This window comes from Pseudomonas chlororaphis (assembly GCF_001921865.1).
Classification (GTDB): domain Bacteria; phylum Pseudomonadota; class Gammaproteobacteria; order Pseudomonadales; family Pseudomonadaceae; genus Aquipseudomonas; species Aquipseudomonas chlororaphis_D.
The window spans coordinates 152,388-172,590 of the sequence record NZ_MSCT01000009.1; the positions used below are offsets into that span (position 1 = coordinate 152,388).

18 protein-coding genes are annotated in these 20,203 nt (G+C 58.3%); 10 read left to right on the forward strand and 8 right to left on the reverse strand.

Annotated elements, in window-relative coordinates:
* Window positions 1-105 precede the first annotated feature (105 nt).
* From BTN82_RS10735 to BTN82_RS10750, 4 genes are all read right to left on the reverse strand, one after another.
* Complete coding sequence (locus BTN82_RS10735) at window positions 106-987, reverse strand: ABC transporter permease subunit (protein ID WP_075119097.1); 882 nt, start codon at window positions 985-987, stop codon at window positions 106-108.
* Window positions 984-1,865: an ABC transporter permease subunit gene (locus tag BTN82_RS10740; RefSeq protein ID WP_186828384.1), complete on the reverse strand. Its 882-nt coding sequence runs from the start codon at window positions 1,863-1,865 to the stop codon at window positions 984-986. The genes BTN82_RS10735 and BTN82_RS10740 overlap by 4 nt, the downstream gene beginning before the upstream one ends.
* A gap of 41 nt (window positions 1,866-1,906) precedes the next feature.
* The gene (locus tag BTN82_RS10745) at window positions 1,907-3,049 is read right to left on the reverse strand and encodes an ABC transporter ATP-binding protein (RefSeq protein ID WP_075119099.1); all 1,143 of its coding nucleotides are present in this window, start codon (window positions 3,047-3,049) and stop codon (window positions 1,907-1,909) included.
* 237 nt (window positions 3,050-3,286) lie between these two features.
* Window positions 3,287-4,042 (reverse strand): gamma-glutamyl-gamma-aminobutyrate hydrolase family protein, encoded by a 756-nt coding sequence (locus BTN82_RS10750; protein WP_075119100.1) that lies wholly within the window; start codon window positions 4,040-4,042, stop codon window positions 3,287-3,289.
* 265 nt (window positions 4,043-4,307) lie between these two features.
* Between BTN82_RS10750 and BTN82_RS10755 the strand changes: the two genes are divergently transcribed.
* From BTN82_RS10755 to BTN82_RS10770, 4 genes are all read left to right on the forward strand, one after another.
* Entirely contained in the window at window positions 4,308-5,684 is a 1,377-nt protein-coding gene (locus BTN82_RS10755; protein ID WP_075119101.1) for a glutamine synthetase family protein, read from the forward strand.
* Window positions 5,685-5,717: 33 nt separating this feature from the next.
* A complete protein-coding gene (locus BTN82_RS10760; protein WP_075119102.1) occupies window positions 5,718-7,208 on the forward strand; it encodes an aldehyde dehydrogenase in 1,491 nt (496 codons plus the stop codon).
* A gap of 52 nt (window positions 7,209-7,260) precedes the next feature.
* Window positions 7,261-8,544: an NAD(P)/FAD-dependent oxidoreductase gene (locus tag BTN82_RS10765; RefSeq protein WP_075119103.1), complete on the forward strand. Its 1,284-nt coding sequence runs from the start codon at window positions 7,261-7,263 to the stop codon at window positions 8,542-8,544.
* Between the two features lie 430 nt (window positions 8,545-8,974).
* Window positions 8,975-9,523 (forward strand): cupin domain-containing protein, encoded by a 549-nt coding sequence (locus tag BTN82_RS10770; RefSeq protein ID WP_075119104.1) that lies wholly within the window; start codon window positions 8,975-8,977, stop codon window positions 9,521-9,523.
* Window positions 9,524-9,714: 191 nt separating this feature from the next.
* Here the strand turns inward: BTN82_RS10770 and BTN82_RS10775 are convergent, their stop codons facing one another.
* A complete protein-coding gene (locus BTN82_RS10775; protein ID WP_075119105.1) occupies window positions 9,715-10,797 on the reverse strand; it encodes a DUF6516 family protein in 1,083 nt (360 codons plus the stop codon).
* A 435-nt stretch (window positions 10,798-11,232) separates the two neighbouring features.
* Window positions 11,233-12,678 (reverse strand): hypothetical protein, encoded by a 1,446-nt coding sequence (locus tag BTN82_RS10780; RefSeq protein WP_075119106.1) that lies wholly within the window; start codon window positions 12,676-12,678, stop codon window positions 11,233-11,235.
* A 669-nt stretch (window positions 12,679-13,347) separates the two neighbouring features.
* Here BTN82_RS10780 and BTN82_RS10785 point away from each other — a divergent pair.
* Window positions 13,348-13,620, forward strand: coding sequence for a hypothetical protein (locus BTN82_RS10785; protein WP_075119107.1), 273 nt, complete (start codon window positions 13,348-13,350; stop codon window positions 13,618-13,620).
* Between the two features lie 96 nt (window positions 13,621-13,716).
* On the opposite strand, the gene BTN82_RS10790 is transcribed toward BTN82_RS10785, so the two are convergent.
* Entirely contained in the window at window positions 13,717-14,337 is a 621-nt protein-coding gene (locus tag BTN82_RS10790) for a hypothetical protein (RefSeq protein WP_075119108.1), read from the reverse strand.
* 334 nt (window positions 14,338-14,671) lie between these two features.
* Here BTN82_RS10790 and BTN82_RS10795 point away from each other — a divergent pair, with 334 nt between their 5' ends.
* From BTN82_RS10795 to BTN82_RS10810, 3 genes are all read left to right on the forward strand, one after another.
* Entirely contained in the window at window positions 14,672-16,129 is a 1,458-nt protein-coding gene (locus tag BTN82_RS10795; protein WP_075119109.1) for a PAAR domain-containing protein, read from the forward strand.
* Window positions 16,126-16,524 carry a hypothetical protein gene (locus BTN82_RS10800; RefSeq protein WP_075119110.1) on the forward strand — a complete coding sequence of 133 codons (399 nt, stop codon included), beginning with the start codon at window positions 16,126-16,128 and terminating at the stop codon, window positions 16,522-16,524. The genes BTN82_RS10795 and BTN82_RS10800 overlap by 4 nt, the downstream gene beginning before the upstream one ends.
* Before the next feature lie 569 nt (window positions 16,525-17,093).
* Window positions 17,094-17,549: a hypothetical protein gene (locus BTN82_RS10810; protein ID WP_261792950.1), complete on the forward strand. Its 456-nt coding sequence runs from the start codon at window positions 17,094-17,096 to the stop codon at window positions 17,547-17,549.
* Between the two features lie 121 nt (window positions 17,550-17,670).
* Here BTN82_RS10810 and BTN82_RS10815 read toward each other — a convergent pair whose 3' ends face one another.
* The gene (locus BTN82_RS10815) at window positions 17,671-18,423 is read right to left on the reverse strand and encodes a carbonic anhydrase (RefSeq protein WP_075119112.1); all 753 of its coding nucleotides are present in this window, start codon (window positions 18,421-18,423) and stop codon (window positions 17,671-17,673) included.
* 282 nt (window positions 18,424-18,705) lie between these two features.
* Between BTN82_RS10815 and BTN82_RS10820 the strand changes: the two genes are divergently transcribed.
* Together BTN82_RS10820 and BTN82_RS10825 are read left to right on the forward strand one after the other, a co-directional pair.
* The gene (locus BTN82_RS10820; protein WP_075119113.1) at window positions 18,706-19,212 is read left to right on the forward strand and encodes a sigma-70 family RNA polymerase sigma factor; all 507 of its coding nucleotides are present in this window, start codon (window positions 18,706-18,708) and stop codon (window positions 19,210-19,212) included.
* Complete coding sequence (locus BTN82_RS10825) at window positions 19,209-20,174, forward strand: FecR domain-containing protein (RefSeq protein ID WP_075119114.1); 966 nt, start codon at window positions 19,209-19,211, stop codon at window positions 20,172-20,174. The genes BTN82_RS10820 and BTN82_RS10825 overlap by 4 nt, the downstream gene beginning before the upstream one ends.
* The last annotated feature ends 29 nt before the right edge of the window (window positions 20,175-20,203 follow it).

The window sequence follows — 20,203 nt, forward strand, 5'->3', positions numbered from 1 at the left end:
TGCGGTTAGAGCGTGGTGTGTCAGGTCTGGCGCTATCGCGAGCAAGCTTGCTCCTACAGGGGTGTGCAATGTCTGTAGGAGCGAGCTTGCTCGCGAAACGACGGCCTAGGCCGTCGCTTGCATCCGTGAGGTTGCCGGTTGATAGGCTTCGTTGGCGGTGTATTCCATGGCTTCCTGGATCGCCCGCTTGCGCGCGGCCTCGGCGCGACGGCCGAAGTACCAGACCAGGAAGGTCACCAGCGACACTGCCAGCAGAATCAGGCTGGCCACGGCGTTGATCTCCGGTTTCACCCCCAGGCGCACCGCCGAGAACACTTCCATCGGCAAGGTGGTGGAGCCCGGGCCCGAGACGAAGCTCGCCAGCACCAGGTCGTCCAGCGACAGGGCGAACGACATCATGCCGCCCGCCGCCAGGGATGGCGCGATCATCGGGATGGTGATCAGGAAAAACACCTTGAACGGCCGCGCCCCCAGGTCCATCGCCGCTTCCTCGATGGACAGGTCCAGTTCACGCAAGCGCGCGGAGACTACCACGGCCACATAGGCGGCGCAGAATGTGGTGTGGGCGATCCAGATGGTGACGATGCCGCGCTCCATCGGCCAACCGATCAACTGCGCCATGGCGACGAACAGCAGCAACAGCGACAGGCCGGTAATCACCTCCGGCATTACCAGCGGCGCGGTGACCAGGCCGCCGAACAGGGTGCGGCCCTTGAAGCGGGTGACCCGGGTCAGCACGAAGGCCGCCAGGGTGCCCAACGCCACCGCCGCGATCGCCGTGTAGCAGGCGATTTCCAGGGAGCGCAGCACCGAGCCCATCAACTGCTGGTTATCCAGCAGGCCGACGTACCACTTCACCGACCAGCCGCCCCAGACCGTCACCAGCTTGGAGGCGTTGAACGAGTAGATCACCAGGATCAGCATCGGCAGGTAGATGAAGGTCAGGCCCAGCACCAGCATCAGCTTGGAAAATCCGAAACGTTTCATGCCCGTCCCTCCATCTCTTTGGCCTGGCTGCGGTTGAACAGCAGGATCGGAATAATCAGGATCGCCAGCATCACCACCGCCAACGCGGAGGCCACCGGCCAGTCACGGTTGTTGAAGAACTCCTGCCACAGCACGCGGCCGATCATCAGGGTCTCGGGGCCGCCCAGCAGCTCCGGAATGACGAACTCGCCGACCACCGGAATGAACACCAGCATGCAGCCGGCGATGATGCCGTTCTTGGCCAACGGCACGGTGATTTTCCAGAAGTTGTTGAAGTTGCTCGAACCCAGGTCCGAAGCGGCTTCCAGCAGGCTCTGGTCGTGCTTGACCAGGTTGGCGTACAGCGGCAGCACCATGAACGGCAGGTAGGCATAGACCACGCCGATGTAGACCGCGGTATTGGTGTTGAGGATCTCGATCGGCGCCGAGGTCAGGCCGCTCCACATCAGGAAGGCATTGAGCAGGCCGTTGTTGCTGAGGATGCCCATCCAGGCGTAGACGCGGATCAGGATCGCGGTCCAGGTCGGCATCATGATCAGCAGCAGCAAGACGTTCTGCGTTTCCTTGCTGGCCTTGGTGATTGCGTAGGCCATGGGGAAGCCGACCACCAGACACATCAGGGTGCTGAGCAGGGCGACTTTCAGCGAGCCGAGGTAGGCCGAGATATACAGCTCGTCGCCCACCAGCAGCGCGTAGTTGCCGACGTTGAGCAGCAGCTGGAATTTCTGCTCGGCGAAGCTGTAGATCTCCGAGTAGGGCGGAATCGCCAGGGCGGCTTCCGAGAAGCTGATCTTCATGACCAGGAAGAACGGCAGCATGAAGAACAGGAACAGCCAGAGGAAGGGAATGCCGATCACCAGCTTGCGACCGCTGGGCAGCACACGGAGCAGTTTCCGATTGAGGGTCATGGCCAAGGTACTCATGCGCGCAGTACCACGCCGCTGTCGTCTTCCCACCAGACGTACACCTGGTCGTCCCAGGTCGGCCGCGCGCCGCGGCGCTCGGCGTTGGCCATGAACGACTGGACGATCTTGCCGCCGGGCAGCTCGACGTAGAACACCGAATGCCCGCCCAGGTAAGCGATGTCATGCACCTTGCCGCGGGACCAGTTGTAGCGGTGCTCGGGCTGCTCGGTGCTGACCAGCAGCTTTTCCGGGCGGATGGCGTAGGTCACCGACTTGTCCTGCACCGAGGTGCTGACGCCGTGGCCGACGTAGATCTTCTGTTCCAGCTCGGGGCAGTGGATCACCGCGTGGCCTTCCAGGTCTTCGATCACCGTGCCGTCGAAGGCGTTCACGTTGCCGATGAACTCGCAGACCATGCGGCTCACCGGGGCTTCGTAGATGTCCACCGGGCTGCCGATCTGGGCGATCCAGCCCAGGTGCATGATGGCGATGCGTTGGGCCATGGTCATGGCCTCTTCCTGGTCGTGGGTCACCATCACGCAGGTCACGCCGACGCGCTCGATGATCTCGACCAGTTCCAGCTGCATCTGCGAGCGCAGCTTTTTATCCAGGGCGCCCATGGGTTCGTCGAGCAGCAGCAGTTTCGGGCGCTTGGCCAGGGAGCGGGCCAGGGCCACGCGTTGGCGCTGGCCGCCGGAGAGTTGATGCGGCTTGCGCTTGGCGTACTGGGTCATGTGCACCAGCTTGAGCATCTCGCCGACCCGGGCATCGATCTCGGCCTTGGGCAGCTTGTCCTGTTGCAGGCCGAAGGCGATGTTCTGCGCCACGGTCATGTGCGGGAACAGCGCGTAGGACTGGAACATCATGTTGATCGGCCGCTCATAGGGCGGCATGTCGGTGATGTCCACGCCGTCCAGGTAGATACGCCCCTCCGTCGGCCGCTCGAAGCCTGCCAGCATCCGCAGCAGGGTGGATTTGCCGGAGCCCGAGCCGCCGAGCAGGGCGAAGATCTCGCCCTGGTGAATGTCCAGGGACACATCGTCCACGGCCACGGTTTCATCGAACTTCTTGGTCACGCGGTCGACTCTCACCAGCACCTTTTGCGGTTGCGGGTGACCTTCCAGAGCCTTGCGGTAAGTGCTGGAGGCGTTTGCCATGTGAAACTCCCAACAGATGTCAGCAGCCCGGCCAATGCGGCCGGGCTTAAAGGTTGATTGCCAGCCTGCAGGGCGCGCGGGCTGATTCGGCGCTGCCTCCCTGGCGGCCTGACGCTATTTGTTGTTGTGGTCTTGCCGTGTGTTGCTCACGCCGAACGTCGGGCGCACACCGGTGCGCTCGCCGCGGGGCAGGGCGTGGTGAATCGTGTGGGGGTGCAAAGCCTGGGGCGTGCGGGCTCAGCGCCGTTGCGCGGCCCGTTGCCGGCAGGCCTCGCCGAAGGCCTGGAAGAGCCGCAGGTAGACCGGGTTCGACAGCACCTGCCATTCCGGGTGCCACTGCACGCCGAGGGCGAAGGCCGCGCTGTGTTCGACCGACACCGCTTCGATCAGGCCGTCCGGCGCCTTGGCCTCGGCGCGCAGGCCGGGGGCCAGGCGGTCGATGCCCTGGCTGTGGATCGAGTTGACCTGGAACTCGGTGGGCAGGTCCAGGGCCTGGAACACCCCGCCCGGTTGCACCGTAACGGCGTGGGCGGGGGCGTATTGCACGGCCAGGTCCGGGTGGTCGGCCTCGCGGTGGTCGAGGTAGCCCGGCAGTTCATGCACCTTCTGGTGCAGGCTGCCGCCGAAGGCCACGTTCATTTCCTGGAAGCCGCGGCAGATGCCCAGCACCGGCACGCCGGCGGCAATCGCCGCGCGCAGCAGGGGCAGGGTGGTGGCATCGCGCTGGGGGTCGTGGGCGGTGCCCGGTTCGCTGGCCGGACCCTGGTAGTGGAAGGGCTCCACATTCGACGGCGAGCCGGTGAACAGCAAGCCGTCCAGGTTGTGCAGCAGATCCTTGATATCGATCAGGTCCGCCAGGGAAGGAATGATCAGGGGCAGGCCCTCGGCCGCGGTACTGACAGCACGCAAGTACTTGTCGCCGCTGACATGGTAGGGGTGCAGGCCGATCTCTTTGACGCACGCAGTAACGCCGATCAATGGCTTGAATGCCATTTTTATCACCTCGAAATTCACGCTGGAACGAGTTTTTCCAGAGCTTAGCCTCGTTGATTTTAATTGACAACTGGGGTGTAAAAAATTCTAAACGAAATATTTCTCTTGGTCGTGATCGGCGCCTTATGGCGCCTGTGTTGCGGCGATAAAGGGCAAAATATTTAACGGTTTTGCCCGCTTTGCCGCGCTTGACTTCACTTTTCCTTTCGGATTGACTGCTGCCACGTAACCGCTTTGAACATAATAATTAACACATAGGTGCATCATGTCGGTCCCACTGCGTGCCGTTCAGCTCAACGAAGCCAACGCCTTCCTGAAGAATCACCCCGAGATCCTCTACGTCGACCTGCTGATTGCAGACATGAACGGCGTGGTGCGCGGCAAGCGCATCGAGCGTACGGCCCTGCACAAGGTGTACGAGAAAGGCATCAACCTGCCGGCCTCGCTGTTCGCCCTGGACATCAACGGTTCCACCGTGGAAAGCACCGGCCTGGGCCTGGACATCGGCGACGCCGACCGCATCTGCTACCCGATCCCTGGCACCCTGAGCGTCGAGCCCTGGCAGAAGCGCCCGACCGCGCAACTGTTGATGACCATGCACGAGATCGAGGGCGAACCGTTCTTCGCCGACCCGCGGGAAGTGCTGCGCAAGATCGTGAGCAAGTTCGACGAACTGGGCCTGACCATCTGCGCGGCCTTTGAGCTGGAGTTCTACCTGATCGACCAGGACAACGTGAACGGTCGCCCGCAATCGCCGCGTTCGCCGATTTCCGGCAAGCGTCCGCAGTCGACCCAGGTCTACCTGATCGACGACCTCGACGAATACGTCGACTGCCTGCAGGACATCCTCGAAGGCGCGAAAGAGCAGGGCATCCCGGCCGACGCCATCGTCAAGGAAAGCGCCCCGGCGCAGTTCGAGGTCAACCTGCACCACGTGTCCGACCCGATCAAAGCCTGCGACTACGCGGTGCTGCTCAAGCGCCTGGTGAAGAACATCGCCTACGACCATGAGATGGACACCACCTTCATGGCCAAGCCTTACCCGGGCCAGGCCGGCAACGGCCTGCATGTGCACATCTCGATCCTCGACAAGCAGGGCAACAACATCTTCGCCAGCGAAGACCCCGAGACCAACGAGGCCCTGCGCCATGCCATCGGCGGCGTGCTCGACACCCTGCCGGAGCAGATGGCCTTCCTCTGCCCGAACGTCAACTCCTACCGCCGTTTCGGCGCGCAGTTCTACGTGCCGAACTCGCCGACCTGGGGCGTCGACAACCGTACCGTGGCGGTGCGCGTGCCGACCGGTTCGGCCGACTCCGTGCGCATCGAACACCGTGTGGCCGGCGCCGACGCCAACCCGTACCTGCTGATGGCTTCGGTGCTGTCGGGCATTCACCACGGCCTGACCAACAAGATCGAGCCCGGCCCGGCGATGGAAGGCAACGCCTACGAGCAGAGCGAGCCGAGCCTGCCGACCAACCTGCGCGACGCCCTGCGTGTGCTGGACGACAGCGAAGTGATGGCCAAGTACATCGACCCGACCTACATCGACGTGTTCGTCGCCTGCAAGGAAAGCGAACTGGCCGAGTTCGAGAACTCCATCTCCGACCTCGAATACAACTGGTACCTGCACACGGTCTGACCGCCGTGCCTATTTCTGCGTTGAGTATTTGCCATGACTAAATCCCGCAGTGACTGGGAGCAGCGCTTCCAGTCCTTGACCCTCGAAGGGCGCGCCTTTATCGACGGCCAGTATTGCCACGCCGCCAGCGGCGCCACTTTTGAAAACACCAGCCCGGTGGACGGGCGCTTTTTGGCCCATGTCGCCAGCACCGACGAGGCCGATGCCGAGCGCGCGGTGCAGGTGGCGCGCCGGGCGTTCGAGTCCGGCGTGTGGTCGCGCAAGGCCCCGGCCGAGCGCAAGCGCGTGCTGATCCGCTTTGCTGACTTGATCCTCGAACACCAGGAAGAACTGGCGCTCCTGGAAACCCTGGACATGGGCAAGCCCATCGGCGATTCCTTGAGCATCGATGTGCCGGCCACCGCCAACGCGATCCGCTGGAACGCCGAAGCCATCGACAAGATCTACGACGAAGTCGCCGCCACGCCCCACGACCAGTTGGGCCTGGTGACTCGCGAAGCGTCCGGCGTGGTCGCGGCCATCGTGCCGTGGAACTTCCCGCTGATCATGGCCAGCTGGAAGTTCGCCCCGGCCTTGGCGGCGGGCAACTCGTTCATCCTCAAGCCGTCGGAAAAGTCGCCGCTGACCGCGATCCGCATCGCCCAGCTGGCTCTGGACGCCGGTATTCCCCAGGGCGTGTTCAACGTCCTGCCGGGCTACGGCCACACCGTCGGCAAGGCCCTGGCCCTGCATGGGGACGTGGACGTGCTGGCCTTTACCGGCTCCACCGCGGTGGGCAAGCAACTGCTGGTGTATGCCGGGCAGAGCAACATGAAGCGCGTATGGCTGGAGGCGGGCGGCAAGAGCCCCAACGTGGTGTTCGCCGACGCCCCGGACCTGCGCGCCGCGGCGGAGGCGGCGGCCAGCGCCATCGCCTTCAACCAGGGCGAAGTCTGCACCGCCGGCTCGCGCCTGCTGGTGGAGCGCTCGATCCGCGATCGGTTCATTCCGCTGCTGGTGGAAGCGCTCAAGGCCTGGAAGCCCGGGCATGCGCTGGACCCCGAGACCCGCGTCGGCGCCGTGGTCGACCAGCGTCAACTGGACAACGTGCTGCGCTTTATCGACATCGGCAAGGAGCAGGGCGGGCAACTGCTGGCCGGCGGCGCGCGGACCCTGGAAAGCACTGGCGGCCTGTACGTCGAGCCGACGATTTTCGACGGCGTGACCAACGCCATGACCATTGCCCGCGAAGAGATCTTCGGCCCGGTGCTGTCGGTCATCAGTTTCGACACGGAAGAAGAAGCGTTGCAGATTGCCAACGACAGCATCTTCGGCCTGGCGGCCGGGGTCTGGACCAGCAACCTCAGCCGCGCCCACCGCTTCGCCCGCGGCCTGCGCGCCGGCAGCGTGTGGGTCAACCAGTACGATGGCGGCGACATGACCGCGCCGTTCGGCGGCTTCAAGCAGTCCGGCAACGGCCGCGACAAGTCGCTGCACGCCTTCGACAAGTACACCGAGCTGAAAGCGACCTGGATCAAGCTCTAACCCTAACAACAACGGCGGGGCCGGCCTTGGGCGGTACCCGCTGGGGACTCTGATGATGCAAACCTACGTAAACAGCTACTACGCCGCGACCCGCAACCCGACCGCCGACTTCCCGGTGCTCGAAGAGTTGGTGGAGTGCGACGTCTGCGTGATCGGCGCCGGCTACACCGGCCTGTCCTCGGCGCTGTTCCTGGCGGAAGCCGGCTACAGCGTCACCGTGCTCGAAGCGGCCAAGGTCGGCTTCGGCGCCAGCGGGCGCAACGGCGGGCAACTGGTCAACTCCTACAGCCGCGACGTCGATGTGATCGAGTCGCGCTACGGCGAGAAAAGCGCCGAAGTGCTGGGCAGCATGATCTTCGAAGGCGCCGACATCATTCGCCAGCGCATCCAGCACTACGACATCCAGTGCGACTACCGTCCGGGCGGCATCTTCGCGGCGATGAACAACAAGCAGCTCAAGGGCCTGGCCGAACAGAAGGCCAGCTGGGAGCGCTACGGCAACAAGCACCTGCAACTGCTGGACAAGGCACAGATCGCCCAGGAAGTCGGCTCCGACGCCTACGTCGGCGGCCTGCTGGACATGCAAGGCGGGCACATCCACCCGCTGAACCTGGCCCTGGGCGAAGCCAGCGCCATCATCGGCCTGGGCGGCAAGATCTTCGAGCAATCGGCGGCGGTGGAAATCACCTACGGCGAACCTAATGTGGTGCGCACCGCCAAGGGCGTAGTCCGGGCCAAGTATTTGCTGATCGCCGGCAACGCCTACCTGCAACAGGACCTCGACCCACGGGTGACGCGCAAGAGCATGCCCTGCGGCTCGCAGATCGTGGTCACCGAGCCACTGTCCGAGCAAATGGCCCGCAGCCTGATCCGCAACAACTACTGCGTCGAAGACTGCAACTACCTGCTGGACTACTACCGCCTCACCGCCGACAACCGCCTGCTGTACGGCGGCGGCGTGGTCTACGGCGCCCGCGAACCGGACGACATCGAGCAATTGATCCGGCCGAAGATCCTCAAGACCTTCCCGCAACTGAAGAACGTCAAGATCGACTACCGCTGGACCGGCAACTTCCTGCTGACCATGTCGCGCATGCCGCAATTCGGCCGCATCGAAAAGAACGCCTACTACATGCAGGGCTACAGCGGCCACGGCGTCACCTGCTCGCACCTGGCCGGCAAGCTGATCGCCGAAATGATCCGCGGCGACGCCGAACGCTTCGACGCCTTCGCCTCCCTGCCGCACATGCCGATGTTCGGCGGCCGCACCTTCCAGGCCCCCCTGACCGCCATGGGCGCCGCGTACTACGCCCTGCGCGATCGACTTGGCATCTAAGAGCATGGCACCCCGCGCTCCTGCTCTTGTAGGAGCGCAGCTTGCTCGCGATAAACGATAACGCGGTCTACCAGGCACTCCGCGTAAACAGGCTTGGCGCCGGCTGCGCCGTCGTACGCAGCCTCGCTAACGCTCGACAGCGGCTACAGCCCCCAGGCGGCCACAGGCGGCCCCAACCCGGGGCCAACCCCGGCTCAACGCCGACCTGTAGCCGCTGCCAAGCCCCAGCGCGGCTGCGCCGAGGTCCGCAGGACCTCCCAAGGCCCGCAAACCCACCGTAAAATCCCCGCCAACCCCTTATCGCCAGCCTTTACAGCACCGCCGTCAAACATGTTTAAATAGCCGCCTTTCAGGCTCCAGAGGCACCCAAATCGCGACAACCGCGACCCAAGCGCCGAATACCCTTAAGTTCCTCTCGCATAAGGCTGTTATGGACACGGGCACCCGACTCAAACTCGTTCGCGAAAGCTACAAACTGTCCCAGCGCGAGCTGGCCCGACGCAGCGGCGTAACCAACGCCACCATCTCCCTGATCGAACAGAACCGCGTCAGCCCCTCCGTCAGCTCCCTGAAAAAGCTGCTCGAAGGCATCCCCATGTCCCTGGCCGACTTCTTCACCTTCGACCAGCCCCCGCGCGAACACCAATACGTCTTCCGCGCCAACGAACAACCCGACCTCGGCCGCGACGGCGCCCGCCTGCTGCTGATCGGCGCCGCACTGCCAAGCCGCCAGATGCGCTTTTTGCGCGAACAATATGCTCCAGGCGCCAGCTCTGGTGATGAGCCGATCGTGCATGCGGAAGGGGAGGAGTGCGGGCTTGTGACCCGTGGCACCGTGGAGTTGACGGTGGATGGGCAGGTGAGCGTGTTGAATCCGGGGGATGGGTATTATTTTCCGACTACGTTGCCGCATAAGTTTCGGAATATTGGGCAGGATGAGGCGGAGATTATTAGTGCGAATACGCCAGCGAACTTCTGAGCTGGGCAACTCCTGAAGCACTCTCTTGATCTTGAGCGGCTAATGATAGCCGCTTACCCTAATCACGGTTGTAATTTACGGGGCGTTCTTGAACTATTTTTCGGCTCTTGAATGCTGATGAGTAATGTAGGTATCTGATTGAGGGGCGTCCGCTCTTGGGCAAAAGCGGGCATAAAATTGTTTCTATCAATCTAAGGGCATTGGAGAGGCGCTCCCTGATTGCTTGAAAATTTACTCTCAGCCTCTTGGATTAATTTTAAAAGTAATTTTACATCCAGTCCTACGTCGCCATATGTGAAACTTGCCTCGACGATATTCTTCTTAGACTTACTCAGGTCGGAATGTACGTGATCTGGGCCGTAAGGTACTTTGTGATGATTGGCTGAGTCGACTCTGGACAGCTGTCTACCTTCAGGGCTCAGGATGTTATATGCATAATTTGATGGGGAGTGTTGTCTAACGACTACGGTAATCCCGGAAGGTCTACGAGCAGTTACAGTTCGATCTTCCACCTTCGTGATAGTGCACTCGAGTTTTAATTTAAGAGTTTCACAGGTTTGCTCAAGTGCTTCTTCAGCGGTACGTGGGCGCGTATTTGAGAACATAACCGTTCCCCCTAAATGCTTAGCGAGATAGTCAAGCAGAGTCGATTGTTTTTGAGATTCGGCCTCGTGCGTCAAACAAAGCTGAAAACCAACCATCATTCCTGACTCCCCCCAAACAGTACTGGTCGCCATACGATCGGTTTTTACGCCACAAACTAAGCATCGCCCGTCTGAAGACAGCCAGATACCCTGATCTATGGCAGTATTTTCGCGGCGTCCTCCGAGTAAGCCATCGAATGATCTAGCGTCGGTGTTCCATCTCTCACGCCATGCCTCGTAGCGCTGTGCATACCCAGCATCATCAATGAGTATTGAGAAGTCGGCATCGTTCACTGGGCTGAGCTTGATTCCGTGCTGTTCTATATAGACACCAATCTTGCCAACCAATAGAAGGTTTTCCGTTTTCATAAAATAAATTCTAGCAGCAGGAAAACGTTCATTAGATTCATACAGTGCGTTCATATAAAAAACACCTGCGCTGATATAAATGTGAACATTCGTTGCTTCCTGCATCATCCAAAGCAAGATTTCTTTGGTTGAAACTTCAATCGCTAAAGCGGGGCGCTTTTCTTCAAGAAGATTCCCCCCGAAACTCTGAATTGCAGTGTCGGTTGCAAATCCATTCAATTTAAGGCGAATACAGTCTTTGATTACATCATTGAGTTTCAAGTAGCTTACCTATGTTGTTTTCATTGAGGTCGTGCAGATGTATCAAAAAGATGACTCAAATGATAAGCCTTGGCAATAGAGCAAATTAAAAATGGTCAAATCCAAAAATGGGATTTGGCGATTCACCTATTCGAGGAAGTGAGCTGCCCTGGTTTGTACAGGCACAGAATTAATGCTTCGGGCCATGAATTGCCGATCCTCACCGACTCTAATCGGCCAAAAACAGAGATCCATGGCTGGTCCGCTTCCAGCTAGAAGCTGTCTATCGCAGAGCATGGTGGACAAGTAACCGTTGTCCGATCTACAACACTCCCGAAAACGTGTAAGGATAGAAGTTTCGAAACAATTATCACCGGCAAACTCCCAAACTACTTGCGGAGCGATACCTAGTGCACCTAATGCCGCGTTCACTGGATTTTTATCGTGTAATGTTTGTCATGCTTCATCGTTCTTAGGTAGCTCGTCTTCTGTAACTGCTTCCTTTGGCACATCAGGGAAATCAACTTTTCCTATGGCAGTTAATATAGCTTTCCGACATTTAGCTGCATATTTTGCATCACGTTTATCTTTCAGGTACCTAGCAACAAGAAAGAGGTCCGGAGTAAATACAAGGGCAGTAGAGCTTGTAGATGCAGCTGAAATGCACTTCAATGTAAATGGCTCTGGCCTCTCATCAATTGATTGTAATCTGTATGGATTACCAAATAGCACTGCCTTTGCAGGCTCGCTAACTTCGTCCCGCTCAAGATCTTCGTGTATATTCATTGCCAGTTGCCGAAGCTTATCGATATTTATAGCTTTATTATCTTTACCTTCAGCCTCTCCAATCAGCCTGCCTTCCTTAGACTCAAAAACAGCATCAAACTCAGATTCGCCATTATCAAATTGCGACACTTCGAATCCGATTATTTTTAGGGCGTCTAAAATTGCTAGTTCTAGCGGCTTACCTTTTTCGAACAAAAGATTCCTAAGCCTTCCCAAGTCTTTTATTTCATCGATTATGGCCTCTTTTTTAGCTTGAATTACTTCAAGATTTCGTTCTATTTTTAGGAGGCTTTGAGATGCTAGTTTTTCTTGACTTAATTTATATTTGATATCTTTTGCCCAGTCTGGCTCTGGAGTTAGTTCGGCAGAAGATCGCAGAGACTTCTCCATCGAAACAATCGATTTTATCATCCGAGATGCAAACTGCCTTGCTTCTGACGTCCAATCGCCTTCATTTTCTCCACCCTCTTCGTCAATGAAAAACGACTCGGGATAGAAGTCAATATCAGGAAGGCATAACAAGGCACCACTAGAGTTTTTCGATCTAAAAATAGTACCTACAACTTTATCACCATGTTTGGTTAGCAAGCATGGTGATACTTCACCTTCAATAATAACTTTGTACGATGAAACACTTGAAAATTCATGCCAGTAGGAAGATATGCATTCAGAGTTTTTTGCAGAAAGTTTTATCTCCTTCCCTTTTGAGGTTATTGGCTTTAGACCTAACGGGATCGACTGATAGTTATCATAGCCAGTTACGATTCTTGTCACCTTTTGATTTCTGCCAGTTCCAGAGTATTCTTTCTTTCCAGTTGCAATACTTAGCAGGGTCAGTTCACTCAAAAACACTAGTACTAACTTTCCATGCTCAATAGCTGCTTTTATTTCTCTTCGCCAATGCTCCGATTGTGCTCTCAGTTTGAATGATTGATCGTCCGATAGACATGGCTTCCCTTCAAAAGTACTTTCACGCCTATAGAGATATTCGTTGATATCTGGCTTAAAAAGTATTATATCCCAATCCAAAAGAGAAGTATCAGAGTCAAACTCGCAAAATTCAGCTTGTTCATCAGCCAACGACAACCCAATTGTTAATATTTTTTTATTTGCCATGAGTTATCCAGAATCCTTAAATCAAGATAGCGTTTGATTGATGCCTTGAGGCGTTCTTGATCTTTCTTGTAGGTCCCTTTCGAGGCGTAAATCGGCTTTTCTGCCTGGGGGCATTCCAGCACTGGAAATAAGTGGCATGCGCGTGGAGCACGAGAACCAAGGCAGACGGCACAATGAATGCGATAGCTCCGACTGTAACTCCTTCGTGGCGGAGGCTGCTCACTGAGAGAGCCCTCCAGGAAAACTTGCGCCAGAAGACCGCAATTCGTACTCCCGCTCGCTGGGCATAACGATCCTTGTTCATTTGTCCCCCCTCAGTGCCCTGAGTGTAGAGCGGTGATTACGCCAAACGAACAGACAGTAAAGCAACGAGGTATGCGCGAGCAATCAAGAGGCCCGATTTAAATCACAAAATCCAATGTCTGCTTCAGCCGAAAGTAGCCATTCACAGACTGCTCACGGAATATTTTTGAAACGAAAAAACGAACAGCCCTCCATCTGACAAGCTGTCCTCAAGCGAATACCGCTTCTATAGTTCAACTCGTCATTGCTGACAGATGACTGGTCATCGCGGGCCAAAAACTATGTGCATAGCATCTCATTCATCAACCGGTTCTCTATCCGGCTGGATGACGGAGGTAGGGCTTGAATACTCATGGAGCTTCACCAATGACCCGCACAGAAATTTGCAACCTCGTTCCACTCACCCGCAACGACACCGACCACCCCGTCCTCTACCTGGACGCCAACGCCTCGCTCGCCGATCTCTACACCTGCGCCCAACAACGCATCGGCGCAGCCCGCAACCTGTTGGAAATCCTCGACTGCGCTTCCGGTACTCAAGATGTCGCTCAGATCCGCTTTGCTAGTGGCCTGTTGCTCAGCGACGGCTGCGACCTGCTGCGCACCCTGGGTGATAAGAGCCAGGCACTAAACGCTTAACTTCGACAATCAACGACCGGGCAGCGCAGGCCCGGTCGCAACCTGAGCGGTGGGCGAAGCAAACCAACGGAAGCCTGTCCATCGTTCATGCTGGCGTCACTCACCGCCCATTAATTCCAAACTGCCTATCCACTCAGGCGTGGCGTTGTAGCGGACGTAGTAGGCCTGCTTCTCTGTGTCACTCAAGCCTTTAAAAAACGGATAAAAGTAATGGTCGTTGTAGTAGCCCTGAGCCCCTTGCAGGTGTTCTCCCCACCATGAAGGGTCGTAGCCCTCGAAGGCTATCCAGGGAGGAGGGACGGCGAAACCTTGGCGATGAATGGTATGGAGGAGGTCAGCGCTGTTCGTCACCAGACGTACCGTGACGGCGTTGAATTCCCGGGGAGAGGTGAAAACAATCAGGTGCTGGTTTTTTTGTGGGTTTTCGTACTGCTTGACCGGTAGGTCGTTGAAGCTGCGTTCATTGGTTAGCGTGAAGCTGGATTCGATGAGTGTCTGCAGCGCGCCTAGGTCGTTGCCATTGATCAGGAATGCCCAGTAATAAGCCGGCACGCCTCTATCTTCCAAAGAGATGGCTGGTGGTGTGAGGGGCAGGGCAGGAGCTGGGGATGGCAGAGGGGCGATAAAAACCGATTGGAGTTCTGGCGGTGAGTAGCCAGCAATTTGCTCTTTGGGGGCTCGGTCTATAAAGCTTTTGATACGGTCGAACACACTCATGATTGTCCTTGTTCCTGAAGATTCATGGAGCTTCGCCAATGGCCCACTCCTATATCTGTAATCCCGTCCCGCTCACTCGCAACGACACCGACCACCAGCACCCAACAATGCGAAGTTTGCCGGGGCCGACTGTATCAGGCGTGCATGAAAACAGGTTTTGGAATAGGCATTCGACTGGGCTTGGGTGTAGCGCTTTTCCCCTCGATCACGAACGGCCCGCCACAACCGCTCAACCTCTTTTAAGAATCGCCTTAAAGTCTCGGTCCCCGGTCCTGCGCTAGCGTCCCTTGTCTCCCGGAGGGAGGCGCCTTTACCCATAGCGCAGGGACTCTCCATGATTGCTTCAGCTCGCCTCGGCGACAGCCATGTCTGCCCGATCCCGGGGCATGGCACCACTTCCATCGTTTCCGCCTCTTCCAACGTCAGCATCAACGACATGGGCTCCGCCCGGGTCGGTGACACCTGTGGCTGCGGCGCGGTCATTACCACTGGCTTCCCCTCGATCTTGATCAACGGTCGGCCCATGGCCCATCTGGGCAGCCCCACCAGCCATGGCGGCACCATCACCACGGGTTCCAGTGACACTTTCGGCGGCTTTACCTTCGCCCCTGCGCCCGGAGCGGCCATCGTCAACTTCGCCACCCTGGGCGCCATCCGTGCCGATGGTTCGGTAGACGAGCAACGCATGGCTTCCCTGCTGGCCGATCCCAACCTCACTGAAAAAGCCAAGGTCGCCAACGCCCTGGTCAACTCAACGGCCACGCCCGAGGCGCCCATGACCCGCCTGCAAGAGGGAATCGAGCCTGGGTTCCATATCGTCGAACAGCCCATGTCCCGCTCGGCGCTTGAGTCCATGCTCTTCGCCCAACCTGATAGCGCAGTGCTGGCGAAATTCCGTACCCTCAACCCGCAGCTCACCGATTACGCCAAGCCCGGCCAACTGATCGTCCTCAGCGCCCCGGCCAACTTCCAGTGCTCCCGCGAGGAAGCCTGGCTGATGGAAGCGGCGGAAAAGGTCAACGCCGCGCTGGAGCCGATGAGCGATGAAGAGGCCAGCTTTCTGGCGCGCAACCGGCATTTGCTGGAGTCGTTCGCCTCCCAAGGATCGACCGCGCTGGGCGTCGGCACAGCGATCTTTGCCAAGAACCTGGAGGACGTGAAAGCGTCGCTAAGGGACATCGAGAGCCTGCATAAACGCAGTTTTCAGCAATATGGGCACTTGCGCTCTGCCGAGTTTTTCACCGAGCGCAAGCGGCTGCTGGCCCAGCTGGATACTCGGCTGACATCCTTTACCCGGGCGGGGATCGGTTTTCCCGAGCATCCAAAGTTGAAAACGGCCTTGGGGATTTCCAGCCGCAGCCTGGTGCACCACTGGACATTGGCCGGCGCGCCGGGGCAGATACCGGGGTATGCGACGCATATGCAGGGGGTGGCTAGGGCGGCGAAGTATGTGAAGTACGCAGGGTGGCTGGGTATCGGGTTGGGTGGGGGCGCTTCGTATATGAAGGTTCAGGATGTGTGTACGGCGGGGGATCGCGAGGCTTGTGAGCGGGTGAGGTTGACGGAGGCAGGGAATTTTATGGGGACAGTCGGCGGTGGCGTGGTGGCGGGCTCCATTTTCACGGGCGCTGTTACCGGGACTATTTGTGTGGCTCTGGGCGTTCCTACTGGAGGGACCGCTACGGTCATCTGTGGACTTGTGGTGGCTGGGGCCGGCTCTTATGCAGGCGGCTCGGTTTTTGGGGCCTTGGGAGAAAGTATTGGTGAAGTTATTTACGAGAGAAGCCGATGAGTTTGATTAAGTCTACGCATGATTTTCTGGCTCTTTTGGGGGGCGTACTCATTGTTGGCTTATTCGTCTGGATCGGTGTGTGTCTGTATTTGGCGTATACCCGTCTCGACGAGATGTTAGAGCGTCTAAAGCATTGCTCAGCGGTGATGAATCGAGCGCCACTTAGGCACGGTGGCCCTTTGGGAAAGGTCTTGTTGGTAGGGGGTATATCAGGAATTGTTACCTTTCCAGGCATCTATCTTAAACATGGTGGAGTCAGTGCTGATGACTTGAGTGAGTTTCCCGCGTCACTTAAGAAAAAACTAGCAGTATTGCAATGGTGCGGTATTGGATTGTTGCTAGGGGGAGTGGCCTGTGCGGCAGGCATAAAACTGATAAAAGTTTACGGTGCGTGATGGAGATAGAGTGGAGCGATGATTGGCGCGGGTCGAAGTTAAATGGAACAGCGAGCCGGTCGAAGCCGTATGCCTCCATTTGGCATTGGCAGGTTATTCTTTCGGGTTAACCAATGAGTTTTTTTGAATTTTTAAATGAGATTTTTCTATTTTATGTGTTGTAGTCATCCTGAGTATGTTGATTTTGATCTGTGTATGCCTGCGTTTGGCGTACACATCTGTGGGTGAATACTTGGAGCTACTGAGAAATTGCCAGGCTGTAGTAAGGCTTACTCCTCTGAGGCAGGGTTGGCTTTGGGGAAGGATATTATTGATGGACGGAATAACATCGATTGTCAGTTTTCCGGGTGTTTACCTTAAGCATGGAGGTGTAAGTGTTGAAGATTTGGAAGGCTTTCCGAAACCGCTTAAGAAGAAATTCCTTGTGTTGCAATGGATCTTGCGAGGATTGCTCGTAATCATGTTTGTGTCTGTGATAGGTGTTAAAGCGATAGAGTATGTGCTCTGAGAGCGGATGGAACATGGAGCTTTGTTGCGAGTTCGATAGTCCTCGATGAAGCATGTGCTTTATGTTTCAAATTGGCCGTGCTGGGGAGAAGGGATTGACGACCACAAATGTGAGTAAGGGACGATCTGGATGCGCTTGGCTGCTATTCATTCCATTACTACCGGTATTGTTTTTTGTAGGGCAGACCATTCTTGAGCCGACAGTAACCGTTCACTACGCCGAAAACGGCAAGGAAGAGCTGAAGTACATCTGGAACGTGCAGCACCGGATATATAAAGGACGGATGCAACCCGGAGGCGGAACATCAGATAACGGCTTTATATTTCCAGACGAAGACTTTTTCATGCAGTTGGATTGGTGGAGCGAAAAGGGCCGTCACCATTGCGTCAGCATCACCCCAAAATGGCCGAACACCCATATCTATCTTGACTTGAACGGGAACATCGACACAGAGAAAGGCATTGTGACTGATGCGGACCGATTGAATCAGTGCAAAGGAGACTGGGCAAAGCCGTAAGACGATACTCCCAACCAGGCAGGGCAAGCCCGGTCGTTTATCTGGACGACGAAAACCAGTAGAGCCCAGCTGGCGCGGGGCTCTTTCTCTGCTTATTAGCAGGCGACGCGTACCATCCCGCTCAGGCAATCAGCTCGACTTTACCGGTGACCAAGCGATAGACGCCGCCCACGATTTTCAATCGGCCCTTGTCGAGCGCGTCGGTGAGCAGTGGCGTGGCCTTTTTAAGGCTGGCGACCGAGTCTTTGACGTTTTGCGCCGTCGCATTTTCCAGCAGATTTCCGGGCTGCTTGAGCACGGTCTCGATAGAGGGCCTGAGGGCGTCGGCCAGTTTCGGGATGCGCCCAGGGAAGACGGTGTGATCCTTTACGGCTTTTATGCCGGCCTCGATGGCGCCGCAGCTCTCGTGGCCCAGTACGAGGATGAGCGGGGCGCCGAGTACCGCCACGGCGTACTCGAGGCTGGCCAGGCCTTCCTCGGTCACGAAGTTGCCCGCGACGCGTATGGCAAAAAGATCGCCGCGCGCGGTGTCGAAAGCGTATTCGGGGGCGATCCGCGAGTCGGAGCAACTGAGCACTGCCACGAACGGGTTCTGCCCGGAAACCAGGGCTTCGCGCTCGTCCTTGAAGTCGTGGGTCTTTGAGTTCCCGCTGACATAACGTCCGTTGCCTTTGATCAGCCTTTGCAGTGCCTGGTCGGGGTTGATGGCGTTTTGTGGCTTGGGCGGCGCGGCGGTTTTTTCGGCGGCCTGGAGCATCTTGTCGGGCAGCATGCCGGCCATCAGCAGGGCGCCGGCGCCCAGTCCGGCGAAGCGCAGAAAGCGACGACGATCCTGGGTATTGGTGCTGGGTTTTGCATCACATGATTCACACATGATTGGTGTACTCGAGTCGACTCGGTGGGAATGACTGCCGTTGGGGGCCAGGAACCTTCGGCCCTGGAATGTTGGAGTCTAGTTGGCTTGTAACATTATGTTTTGCGCGGCCTCGAAGGGCTGCAAAGGGTGGCCTTCGGGCGCAGGGTGGTTCACCTAGCTGTCCAGATCGCAGCCTGCCGCTAGACGTAGCGATCCCGCCACGCCCTCCATTTCGCCCCTATACAACCCCCACTCACAAATAATAAAATGAGAAGCATTATCATTAATGCGAAATCCCCCATGCCCGCCCAAACCCCCACCTCGCCCGTCGCCCAGCTCTACGCCAACCACCACGGCTGGCTGCGCGGCTGGTTGCACAGGCGCTTGGGCCACACCGCCGATGCCGAGGACTTGGCGCACGACACCTTTATCCGCGTGTTGCGCTCCCAGGAGGATGTGCGCGAGTTGCGCCAGCCCATGGCGTTTCTCGCGACTATTGCCAATGGCTTGTTGATCAATCGCTGGCGGCGGCAGGCGATCGAGCGGGCGTACCTGGAAGCGTTGGCGGCGCGGCCGATGGGGGAGGAGCCTTCGCCGGAGGCGCGGCATTTGATGATCGAAACCTTGCTGGAGCTGGACTCGCTGCTGGTGGGCTTGTCGTCGCGGGTGCGGCAGATTTTCTTTTTGTCGCAGTTGGACGGTTTGACCTATCCGCAGATCGCCGCGCAGTTGAGCCTGACGGTGGCCCAGGTGCAGCGGGCCATGGGCAAGGCGTTCAGCGTCTGTTACGCGAGCCGTTTCGAATGAGCGGCGTCGCGGTCAATCCGCGGGTGCGCGACAGCGCCATCGATTGGATGGTCAAGGCGCAGTCGGGGTCGATGGATGCCGCCGAGCATCAGGCGTTGCAGCGGTGGCGGCAGGCGAGTGCCGAGCATGAGTACGCCTGGCAGCGGGTCAGCAGTTTGCCGTTGCTGCTCCAGCCGGGGGCCAATCTGTTGGCGGATGCCACGGCGCGGCGGGCGCTGGAGTCGGCGGGCGCCGATCCGCGGCAGCGGCGGCAGGTGCTCAAGTGCCTGTTGGCGTTGGGGCTGTTCGGCGGGATTTCCTGGCAGGGGGCGGAGTCGACCCTGGTGCGTTCGGCGTTGGCGAGTTATCGCACCGCGGTTGGCGAGCGGCGGCGCTGGGCCTTGGCGGACGGCGGTTCGCTGTGGCTGAACACTGCCAGCGCGGCGAACCTGGACTTGAGCCCGCAGCGGCGTTCCGTGCAGTTGGTCGAGGGCGAGCTGGCCCTGGATATGCCGGCCGGATCCGCGTCGTTGCAACTGCACACCCCGGACGCGGTGCTCTACAGCCGCGGCGCCAATCTGCTGGTGCGCCACGATCGCCAAGGCACTCAGGTGACGGTGCTGCGCGGGTTGGTGCAGGTCAGCGCGCAGCGCCATCCGGCGGTGGTGCCGTTGCAGGCCGGTTGGCAAACCCGGATCGACAGCCGCGGCGTCAGGCAGGCCAGCGCCATCGATACCTTTCTGGCCCAGGCCTGGTTGCGCGGCATTCTGCCGGCCGAGCGCATGCGGCTGGATAAGTTGCTGGCCGAACTCTCGCGTTATCGCCCGGGCCTGCTGCGGTGCAGCGAGGCGGTGGCGAGCTTGCGCGTGACCGGCAGTTTTCAGCTGGACGACACCGAGGCTGCGCTGGCCCTGCTGGCCACGACGCTGCCGGTGCGCATCGAGCGCCGCACCCGGTATTGGGTGACTGTGGTGCCGGCCTGAAAATTTTTTTTCCATCGCGCGATAGTTTT